The sequence below is a fragment of the Streptomyces sp. NPDC003016 genome (genome assembly GCF_053591455.1).
This window is the reverse complement of sequence record NZ_JBSFTV010000046.1, coordinates 39,370-48,687: the sequence shown is the minus strand read 5'-3', so window position 1 is coordinate 48,687 and position 9,318 is coordinate 39,370. Positions and strand designations below refer to the sequence as shown.

General features: G+C 72.8%; 9 protein-coding genes. 2 read left to right on the top strand and 7 right to left on the bottom strand.

Translation table 11 applies throughout. The features are described from left to right. Positions 1-130: 130 nt before the first annotated feature. The 4 genes from fxsA to ACWDZ4_RS29975 all read right to left on the bottom strand — a co-directional run bounded on the left by fxsA (position 131) and on the right by ACWDZ4_RS29975 (position 4,222). Positions 131-703, bottom strand: coding sequence for an FxsA family membrane protein (fxsA, locus tag ACWDZ4_RS29990; RefSeq protein ID WP_451511534.1), 573 nt, complete (start codon positions 701-703; stop codon positions 131-133). A gap of 46 nt (positions 704-749) precedes the next feature. Next, positions 750-1,517, bottom strand: a complete 768-nt coding sequence (locus tag ACWDZ4_RS29985; RefSeq protein ID WP_451511533.1) for a polyprenol monophosphomannose synthase — start codon at positions 1,515-1,517, stop codon at positions 750-752. A gap of 561 nt (positions 1,518-2,078) precedes the next feature. Beyond that, entirely contained in the window at positions 2,079-3,725 is a 1,647-nt protein-coding gene (locus ACWDZ4_RS29980; protein WP_451511532.1) for an amidohydrolase, read from the bottom strand. 56 nt (positions 3,726-3,781) lie between these two features. Continuing rightward, the gene (locus ACWDZ4_RS29975) at positions 3,782-4,222 is read right to left on the bottom strand and encodes an Lrp/AsnC family transcriptional regulator (RefSeq protein WP_451511531.1); all 441 of its coding nucleotides are present in this window, start codon (positions 4,220-4,222) and stop codon (positions 3,782-3,784) included. A gap of 204 nt (positions 4,223-4,426) precedes the next feature. Between ACWDZ4_RS29975 and ACWDZ4_RS29970 the strand changes: the two genes are divergently transcribed. After that, the gene (locus ACWDZ4_RS29970) at positions 4,427-4,840 is read left to right on the top strand and encodes a hypothetical protein (protein ID WP_451511530.1); all 414 of its coding nucleotides are present in this window, start codon (positions 4,427-4,429) and stop codon (positions 4,838-4,840) included. A 367-nt stretch (positions 4,841-5,207) separates the two neighbouring features. Here the strand turns inward: ACWDZ4_RS29970 and ACWDZ4_RS29965 are convergent, their stop codons facing one another. The 3 genes from ACWDZ4_RS29965 to ACWDZ4_RS29955 form a co-directional block, all read right to left on the bottom strand. After that, positions 5,208-6,380 carry an acyl-CoA dehydrogenase family protein gene (locus ACWDZ4_RS29965; protein ID WP_451511529.1) on the bottom strand — a complete coding sequence of 391 codons (1,173 nt, stop codon included), beginning with the start codon at positions 6,378-6,380 and terminating at the stop codon, positions 5,208-5,210. Positions 6,381-6,678: 298 nt separating this feature from the next. Next, positions 6,679-6,831 carry an SCO1431 family membrane protein gene (locus ACWDZ4_RS29960; protein WP_451511528.1) on the bottom strand — a complete coding sequence of 51 codons (153 nt, stop codon included), beginning with the start codon at positions 6,829-6,831 and terminating at the stop codon, positions 6,679-6,681. Between the two features lie 72 nt (positions 6,832-6,903). Then, positions 6,904-8,280, bottom strand: a complete 1,377-nt coding sequence (locus ACWDZ4_RS29955) for a peptidase C39 family protein (protein WP_451511527.1) — start codon at positions 8,278-8,280, stop codon at positions 6,904-6,906. 181 nt (positions 8,281-8,461) lie between these two features. On the opposite strand from ACWDZ4_RS29955, the gene ACWDZ4_RS29950 reads away from it, so the two are divergent. Further along, positions 8,462-9,100: a uridine kinase family protein gene (locus ACWDZ4_RS29950; protein ID WP_451511526.1), complete on the top strand. Its 639-nt coding sequence runs from the start codon at positions 8,462-8,464 to the stop codon at positions 9,098-9,100. The last annotated feature ends 218 nt before the right edge of the window (positions 9,101-9,318 follow it).

Below are 9,318 nucleotides of genomic sequence, written 5' to 3'. Positions count from 1 at the left end.
CGTGCTTTTCCCTTGGGTCTGCGGTTGGGGGGGGGTGGGCGTAGAGTCCGGTAGCGCAACCCCCCCCCGCGGCTCTTGTCATTCCACGAGTGCCACTCGATGAGCGGCTGTGTCAGGAGCAGCGGAGGCGTCAGGGGGTCAGCGGCGGCCGCGGGCCGTCGTCACGCCGCGGCGCGGGCCGCGCGTCCTCCCGGACGACCTCACCCTGCACGACCTTGCCGTCCGGGCGGTGCATGCGGGCCTGCTGGAAGGCGTCGCCCAGGCGGCCGGCGCCGGCCGCGCTCATTCTGCGCTCCAGGGAACGCTCGGCGTACCTGCCGAGGAACGACCGGACGGGCGGTACGAGCAGCAGCAATCCCGCCGCGTCCGAGACCGGTCCCGGCAGGATCAGCAGCAGACCGCCGAGCATCAGGAAGCCGTTGCCGCTGCTCCCCCGCCGCTGCGCGGGCGTCTCGCCCGACTGCTGCCGCTGGAGCGTCTCGGTGAGGTTCCTGAAGGCGCGACGGCCCGCCCGCTTGATGACCACGGAGCCGAGCACGACGCCCGCCACCAGCAACAGGAAGAGCGTGAATCCGCCCGCGGCGCCGGCCACGACGGTCAGCAGCCAGACCTCCAGCGCCAGCCAGGCGGCGACGGAGAGCGGTACGAGGGTGCGCGCACGCGAGCGCTTGGGTGCTGTCGGGGGCGGGGAGCCGGTCGTCATGCCCCCAGTGTGCCTGGGCGGGCGCCTGGACGGCGTAAAGAAGAGATCAGGTGGGCCTGCGCCCGAGGAGCTTGTTCGCGCGGGAGCCGACGCCCCACGCCGTCACGCGCCACAGCGCCTCGACGACGATGTCACGGCTCATCTTGCTGTCGCCCAGCTCGCGCTCGACGAAGGTGATGGGCACCTCGACCACGTGGTACCCCGCCCCGACCGCACGGCGGGCGAGGTCGACCTGGAAGCAGTACCCCTGGGAGGCGACCCCTTCGAGGCCGAGACCTTCCAGGGTCTGCGCGCGAAAGGCCCGGAAGCCACCCGTGACGTCGCGGATCGGTACGCCGAGAAGCACCCGCGAGTACGTGCTGCCGCCCCGGGAGAGCACCTCGCGGTGCTTGGGCCAGTTGACGACGCGTCCGCCCGGCACCCAGCGCGAGCCGAGGACCAGGTCGGCGCCCTTGAGGGCGGTCAGCAGGCGCGGAAGCTCCTCGGGCTGGTGCGAGCCGTCCGCGTCCATTTCCACGAGTACGCCGTACCCGTGCTCGATGCCCCAGCGGAAGCCCGCCAGGTAGGCCGCGCCGAGCCCTTCCTTGCCCTTGCGGTGCAGGACGTGGACCTGGTCGTCGTCGGCCGCGATCTCGTCGGCGAGCTTTCCGGTGCCGTCGGGGCTGTTGTCGTCGGCGACCAGGACGTGCGCGTCGGGGACCGCAGCACGCACCCGGGAGACGACCGGCTTGATGTTCTCGGCCTCGTTGTAGGTCGGAATGATCACCAAGGCTCTGCCGAGCGGGCCGTAACGCCTCTGACCGCCGTCGTTCACTGCTTCCCCTTAATGTCCGTACACAGTTGCCCCACCATAGCGAGCGTGATCCGGCGGGCCTGCACGGATGCCCTCGGGAGGAGGCGGAAAGCCGTTCTGCGGGTCTCTGCCGGTCTCGGCGGGTCTCTGCGGGTCGGGGCCCGGCGTCCTTCGGGCCGGCCCCGGGCCCGCCGGCTGCGGGTCGGCCGAGAGCCGTTGTCTACTGAACATCCGGGCCCCACCCGGGTCCCACCTTCCCCCGGGCTCCCGAGGAGCAGGGGGGACCCCGTCCGGCTGAACCTTCCCTCGCCCCCGAGGCGCGGGCGCTGAACCTGGCTCCGAGTGCCGGTGCGCCGGTGCGGCACACCGCCCCATGACCCAGCGGCGTTCGACGACTGCGTGGAGGTCTGCCGGTCGGACGTCCTGCGGTGGACCCGGCCGAACCTACCGGCCGGTGGCTGCTTTCTGTCAATAGCCGTTCGACCTGCGGTGTTCACCCAAATCACCAGGTCAGTGCGGAAGGTACGCGGGAAACACGACGCCCCCCGGGAACACCGATCGGCGGTACCGCGCCCGCACACATCACCCGTTCGGCCGCACGAAGACGGTCTGTCCGCAGACCACGGTCCGCAGGCAGACGGGGAGTTCGGCGCCGGGCGTGAGGTCCGGCAGCCCGGGGGTGCCGGAGCGCGGGTCGGTCGACCAGCGGGCGACCCGGTCGTCGGGGGCCTGCACCACGAGTTCCCCGGCTCGCCAGACCGCGTAGTCGGCGGGGGCGCCGGGGACCAGGGTACCCGCGTCGTCGCGGCCGACGGCCCGCCAGCCGCCCCGCGTGTGGGCGGCGAAGGCGGCGCGTACGGAGACCCGGTGCCCGGGCGTGCGGTGGAAGGCCGCCGCCCGGACCGTGCCCCACGGGTCGAGCGGGGTGACCGGGCTGTCGGACCCGAAGGCCAGCGGCACCCCGGCGCGCAGCAGGGCGGCGTACGGATTGAGCGTACGGGCCCGCTCGGCGCCCAGGCGCTGCGCGTACATGCCGTCCTCGCCGCCCCAGGCCGCGTCGAACGCGGGCTGCACGGAAGCGGTGAGGCCGAGTTCGGCGAAGGCGGCGACGGTGGCGGGGGTCAGCATCTCGGCGTGCTCGACGCGGTGGCGCGCGGCCCGGATCCGGGCGAGGCCGAGCTTCTCGGCGGCGGCGCGCACCCCGTCGACGACCGAGGTGAGGGCGGCGTCGCCGATGGCGTGGAAGCCGGCCTGGAGTCCGGCTTCGGTGCAGGCGGTGACATGGGCGGCGACGGCCGCCGTGTCGAGGTGGGCGGTGCCGGTGTGGGAGGCGTCGGCGTACGGGGCGTGCAGGCAGGCGGTGTGCGAGCCGAGGGACCCGTCGACGAAGAGGTCGCCCGCCGCGCCCACCGCGCCGAGTTCGCGAACGCGTTCGGCGTCCTTCGCACCTGCGACCTGCTCGGCCCAGTAGCCGAAGACGCGCGGGCCCGGCTGCTCCGCCGCCAGTTTCAGCAGGCCGGTGAAGTCCTCCTCGTCGGAGATGTCGGGCCCCGCGCACTCGTGGACCGTACCGATGCCGAGCGAAGCGGCGTGCGCGAGCGCCGCGCGCTGCGCCTCGGCGCGCTGCGCCGGCGTGACGGCGCCGTGCGCCGCGGCGCGTACGGCGTGGTGGGCGGCGGCGGTGAGCGGGGCGTCCGGGTGGTAGCCCGTCAGGCCGGTGATCCCGGGGACCAGGTCGAGGAGGGCGGTGGTGACGACGGCCGAGTGGACGTCGATCCGGGGCAGATAGAGCGGACGGCCGCCGGCCGCCTCGTCGAGTTCGGCGCGGGACGGGGGCCGCTGTTCGGGCCAGCGCGTGGCGTCCCAGCCGTGCCCGAGCAGGATGCGGCCCGCCGGGGCGGCGGCGGCATGCGCCCGTACGAGCTCCAGCGCACCGGCGAGGCAGCGCGCGCCGGAGAGATCGAGGCCGGTGAGGGCCAGACCGGTGGACGTGGTGTGCACGTGTGCGTCCGTGAACGCGGGCGTCACCAGAGCCCCTTCGAGGTCGATCACCTCGTCGACGCCCGGGGCGAAGGCGTCGGCCGCCCCTTCGGAGCCCACCCAGGCGACATGTCCGCGCTCGACGACCATCGCGGTGGCGAAGGGATCGGCGGGGCTGTGGACCTCTCCACCGCGCAGCAGCACGGTGCGGTGTTCGGCCTGGGGGGCGGGGGCGTTGTGCTCGGTCATGGGGACCAGTCTCGCCCCTCGCGCGGGATGTTCCGTGCGCGGGGGGCGGGCAGGGGTCAGATCTGCGGCGGGCGGGCCTCGTACGGGGTGGAGAGGACCACGGTCGTACGCGTGGACACGCCGGCCAGGGAACGGATGCGGGTCAGCAGGTGCTCGAGTTCGAGCGGGGTGGCGACGCGCACCTTGAGGATGTAGTTCTCGTCACCGGCCACGCTGTGGCACGCCTCGATCTCGGGCACGTCCGCGAGCCGTTCCGCGATGTCGTCGGGGGCGCTGGGGTCGAACGGTTTCACCGAGATGAACGCGGTGAGCGGCAGCCCGACGGCCTCGGGGTCGACCACCGCGGCATAGCCGCGGATGACCCCCCGCTGCTCCAGCCTGCGCACGCGCTGGTGCACGGCCGAGGTGGACAGGCCCGTGGCCCTGCCCAGGTCGGTGTAGCTCATCCGCCCGTCCTTGACGAGCAAATCCACGATCTGACGATCCAGCTCCTCCATAGCGGATCAACCTATTGCCCCGGAGGGCTTCCGGCACAGCGGGGGGCGTGCAGGAAGGGCACCTGCGACGAGCATGTGATGAACGCCACACGCCTGAGGCCGTGTCCATCGGGCAGGCGCGATTACCGCGCGCGCGTGGCGGGAAGTGCTTGCTGTGGTCGAGGCCGCAGCGCCTTGTCGGCCCACCCGAGGGGGAGTGTCTCCATGCAGAGCCCGAAGCACACCGGACGTACCGAACCGGAGCCTGTCGAATCCGTCGACGACAACGAGATCGACGATCTCGACGACTTCGACGCGTACGACACCTTTGAGATGTACCGGGTGATCTGCCCGGACTGTTCCCAGCCGATCGCGCTGCTGGCGGACGAGAACGTCCTGCCCGAGCACGCGAAGTGCCCCACTCCGTGGAACCCGTTCGGGCTCACGGCGTGCGCGGGCACCGGGCGCCCGGCGGCGGACGCCAAGCCCGCCGACGAGAGCCTTGAGGTGCACGAGCAGGAAACGGCGCTGCTGCTGACGCTCCCTCAGGGGCTCGACTGGCGGACGCAGCCGTTCTCGCACGTCGGCGGTCCGGGCTCGCGTCCGCTCAAGGTGTCGCAGCTGCGGCGTGCGGCGTAGGGACCGGGCCCGTCCGGCAGGTATTTCCCCCGCCGCGTCCCGCACTTTCCCCCGCCCCTTTCCGACAGGGGCGGGCGGTGCGGATTACCGCGTGAACGGACGCTCGAATGGGCTCGGCGATAACCCCGGCGGCTCTGCGGCTGTTGACCCGATATGACCCTGCAGTACACACCGGTCGGCGACGGACTCCGGCGTCTCGTCCCCCCGCCTTCCGTTTCCGCAGAATCGGTTCCGCACCCCGCCGATCCGCCCCTCTACCGGGCGCTCCTGCGCCAGTGGCACAGCAAGGGCCGGACCCTGCCGGGGCGCCGCGACCCGGAGTGGTCCCGGCTCGTGACGGCCCCGGCCTGGCCGGAGTCGGGGCGGATCAGCGGGTCTCTGGACCCACGAGGTGGCGGGCGATGACCATGCGCTGAATCTGGTTCGTGCCCTCGACGATCTGGAGCACCTTCGCCTCGCGCATGAGGCGCTCGACGGGGAAGTCCAGCGTGTAGCCGTAGCCGCCGAGCACCTGGACGGCGTCGGTCGTCACCCGCATCGCCGTGTCCGTGCAGAACAGCTTCGCCATCGCGGCCTCCCGCGAGAACGGCCGCCCGGCGTCCCGCAGGCGCGCCGCCGCGAGGTACAGCGACCGGCCCGCTTCGATCTGCGTCGCCATGTCGGCGAGCATGAAGCGCAGGCCCTGGAAGTCGGCGATCGGCCGGCCGAACTGCTGCCGTCCGGTGGCGTACGAAACGGCCTCGTCCAGGGCGGCCTGGGCGACACCGACCGCACAGGCCGCGATGCCGAGCCGCCCCGAGTCGAGCGCGGACAGCGCTATCGCGAAGCCCTGGCCCTCCTCGCCGATGCGGCGGGAGTCCGGGACCCGTACGCCGTCGAAGTTCAGCTGGGCGGTGGGCGAACCCTTCATGCCCATCTTCTTCTCGGGCGCGGCGGCGCTGAGCCCTTCCGCGTCGCCGGGCACCAGGAAGGCCGAGATGCCCCGGGCGCCCTCCCCTCCCGTACGGGCGAGGACGGTGTAGAAGTCGGCGATCCCGCCGTGGGTGATCCATGCCTTCGTACCGGTGATGACCCAGCCGTCGCCGTCACGCACGGCCTTGGTGCGCAGTGAGGCCGCGTCGGACCCGGAGGCGGGCTCGGAGAGGCAGTAGGCGCCGAGCAGGCCGCCGCCGAGCATGGCGGGCAGGTGCGCGGCCTGCTGCTCCTTGGTGCCGTAACCGGCGAGGGCGTGGCAGGCGAGGCTGTGGACGCTGACGCCGAGGCCGACCGTGAGGCGGGCGGCGGCGAGCTCTTCGAGCACCTGGAGGTACACCTCGTACGGCTGGTCTCCGCCGTCGTACTCGGCGTCGTACACCAGGCCGAGCAGACCGGATTCGGAGAGCAGCGCGAAGATCTCGCGCGGGAAGTGCCCGGCCTCCTCCTCGGCTGCGGCCCTGGGGGCGATCTCCCGCTGGATCATGTCGCGCACCAGCGCGAGCAGGTCCCGGGACTCCTCGGTGGGCAGCTGACGTTCCACCGGCTGCGGGGCGCGGTCGGACATTGCGGCGCTCTCCTCCCTGTCGGGCGCTGCGGCGGGCGCGCGCGCAGGGTGTGGCGGCGCCGCCGGTCTCACTGCCTGGCCGCCGGCGCTCCTCCCGGATCACGGAAGTCGCAGGCAGGCGGCTGTGGCGCGTTGAGTATGCCCGATGGAATGACGTACGTCACGGGGTCGCGGACGGCGCCGGGCAGCTCGGTCGGGGTCCCTCGATCGTACGGAGTGCGGCGCCCGTCGGCGCGGCGAGCGGCTCGCGCACGGCGCCGCGTCCCGCGGGCGCCGTGACCGTGTCCGGGCGCCGACGTCACATGAGGCCGGCCTGGGTGACGAACATGGCGAGGACCACGACGAGGGTCCAGCCCAGGGCGTGCTCCAGGATCTTGGGACCGTCCTCCCTGGGGCCGCCGGTGCCGGTCCTGGTCTCGATGCGGGTGATGTCGGCAGTGGTCGCAGTCATGGGATCCACAGTGCCTCCGGGACCGGCCCCGGGGTAGATGACGTTCGTCACGCCCCGGGGCGGCCGGCGGGGTCAGCGGATGCCGACGGCCGCCAGAGCCCGCTGCTGGGCGGGGGTGGGGCGGTCGGGCCAGTAGACGTAACAGACGCCGCCTGTGCCGGACACCACTTTCCCGCTCGCGTTGTAGCGCTTGGTGCGGAGCCAGATGTTCTCCCACTCGCGGCGCTTGTAGACGCGGCGGACCGCCTCGTTGTCCGGCGAGGCGGGGTCGTTCGCGATCACGTCCCCGTCGGGGGTGAAGCCGATGACGGTCATCAGGTGGCCCGCCGTGCCGTATCCCGCGCCCGTCAGCTCCTCCTCGAGGAAGGACTGCGACGTGATGACCGGGATGCCCGCGCCGATCAGCGTCTCCAGGTCAGCGAGCGAGTGGAGGCGGGTGACGACGGCGTTCATGTCCTCGTACGTCGCGGCGTACGCGGCGTTGAAGGGCCAGTTGCCGCACCCGTCGTACTGGTAGTCGAACGTGAAGCGCGCCGCGTGGCAGACCTGCGGGTCCGCGAAGGCCGGATCGACCCAGGCCAGGTCCTCGGCGGTGGGCTTGCGACCCCAGTACTCGATGATCATCTGCGAGGAGGTGGGGCTGCACCACGCCTCGCCGCCGTTGTCGTACTCGGGGTACTGCCCGATGTGCGTGTTCTGCGAGTAGCGCGGGACGACGAGTTCCCGGGCGACGCCGGCCGGCGAGGCGGGCACGGTGAAGCGGTCCGGGACGTCGGAGGCCATCGCGCCGAGCCGCCACACGGTGGGGGTGAGACCGGTACCGGGCTTGCGGTGGAGGGTCAGCCTCAGCCGGTACGAGGCCAGACGCAGACCGGTGGTGGCGTCGTCGACCGAGAGCGTGTCGGTCCAGACGCTGCTGCGGCCGTCGCCCTGGCCGTCGACGGAGGTGCGTTTGATGTCGGCGTCGCCCGCCGCCCAGCGGCCCATGACGTACCAGGGTGTCGTGGCGCCGTTCGTGTAGGTGCCGCGCAGCTCGACCGCGATCCAGGTGCCGGCCGGGGTGTGGGCGTTCCAGGAGGCGATGACCTCGGTCGCCGGGACCGTGGAGCGGTGGACCGGGGAGGTCCACGTGGCGCTCTCCCAGGTGGAGGTCGCACCGGTGTGCGGATCGGTGTAGTCGGTACGGGCCGACGGCACGGCGATGGCCAGTCCGGGCCTGCGGCCCGCGACGACCTCGGTGCCGGCCCCGGCGCCGCCGCGCCAGTCCGCGGCGGAGGACCAGAAGCGGTTGTCGACCGGCCGGGACGCGGCGGCGCCGGCGGGGCGGGAGGCGGGCGCGGCGGGAGCAGGGGCGGCAGCGGCGGATGCCGTCGTGGCGCCGGTGGACGCCGCCGCGGCGATGGCCGCGGCGGCGGTCAGGACGGTGCGGCGCGAAGCGGGTCTGGTCATGGTCATGGACCCCCAGTGGGATGCGGATGCGCAAGCAGGTGCACGACAGTGGGCCAACTATGGCCGGTCACCGCGGACTTCTGCCAGCATTCCGGACCGCGTCGCGCCACCAATATTGGTGTCGACCACTGGCGTGACCTGCGGGAGCGCGTGCGGCAGGGGTGGTCCTAGGGTGGGAGGCGTGGAACACCTCGATCAGCTCGCCGCCTCCCTGCGCGCCCTGCCGCCCTCCTGCGGCCCGGTGCGCCTGATCGCGGTCGACGGGCACGCGGGCTCGGGCAAGAGCACCTTCGCCGCCCGGCTGGCGGCGGCGCTCGGTGGCGCGCCCGTACTGCACCTGGACGATCTGGCCACCCACGAGGAGCTCTTCGCGTGGACGGGGCGGCTGCGCGAGCAGGTGACGGGGCCGCTCTCCCGGGGCGGGAGCGCGCGGTACGCGGCGTACGACTGGACGCTGCGCCGCTTCGGACCGACGCGGCCGCTGGGTCCCGCGCCCGTGGTGCTGGTCGAGGGGGTCGGGGCCGGGCGCGCCGCCGTACGTCCGGATCTCGCACAGCTGTTCTGGATGGATCTGGACGCACGGGAGTCGTGGGCGCGGGGGCGGCGCAGGGACGGGCCGGCGCAGGCGGAGTTCTGGGACGGCTGGACGGCGGCGGAGACACGCCATTTCACGGCGGACCCCTCGCGGCCGTACGCAGATCTGCTGGTACGGCAGTGCCAGGAGGGGTACGAGTGGTGTCCGGGGCCTTCTGCGACAGCCTGGCCGGGCCATTTCGTCACGCTCCGCGACTGCCTGCCCCCGCCCTCGGAAACGGCCTGAAAACCGCCCCCGCGAGTGCCTCAACTCCGCTTGACCCAGGGGGCGTACAGGTCTTACGTTCTCAATGTGCGGCTTTTCGAAGCTAGCGCAGACGCGAAGCCCCCGGTTGTTCCCCCGTGATCGGGGGCTTCGTTCTGCCCTCGCCACCTCTCTGGGGGTGTCAGATGACGCGGTTCGCTTACCCTCGGTAACCACCGCTCCCCGGCCTGCGCCACCCT

Bases quoted from the DNA above. Each gene is read 5' to 3' on its own strand.
- ACWDZ4_RS29965 (WP_451511529.1), bottom strand. From the start codon at position 6,380: ATGTCCGACCGCGCCCCGCAGCCGGTGGAACGTCAGCTGCCCACCGAG.
- ACWDZ4_RS29955 (WP_451511527.1), bottom strand. From the start codon at position 8,280: ATGACCAGACCCGCTTCGCGCCGCACCGTCCTGACCGCCGCCGCGGCC.
- ACWDZ4_RS29980 (WP_451511532.1), bottom strand. From the start codon at position 3,725: ATGACCGAGCACAACGCCCCCGCCCCCCAGGCCGAACACCGCACCGTG.
- ACWDZ4_RS29975 (WP_451511531.1), bottom strand. From the start codon at position 4,222: ATGGAGGAGCTGGATCGTCAGATCGTGGATTTGCTCGTCAAGGACGGG.
- ACWDZ4_RS29970 (WP_451511530.1), top strand. From the start codon at position 4,427: ATGCAGAGCCCGAAGCACACCGGACGTACCGAACCGGAGCCTGTCGAA.
- ACWDZ4_RS29960 (WP_451511528.1), bottom strand. From the start codon at position 6,831: ATGACTGCGACCACTGCCGACATCACCCGCATCGAGACCAGGACCGGC.
- fxsA (WP_451511534.1), bottom strand. From the start codon at position 703: ATGACGACCGGCTCCCCGCCCCCGACAGCACCCAAGCGCTCGCGTGCG.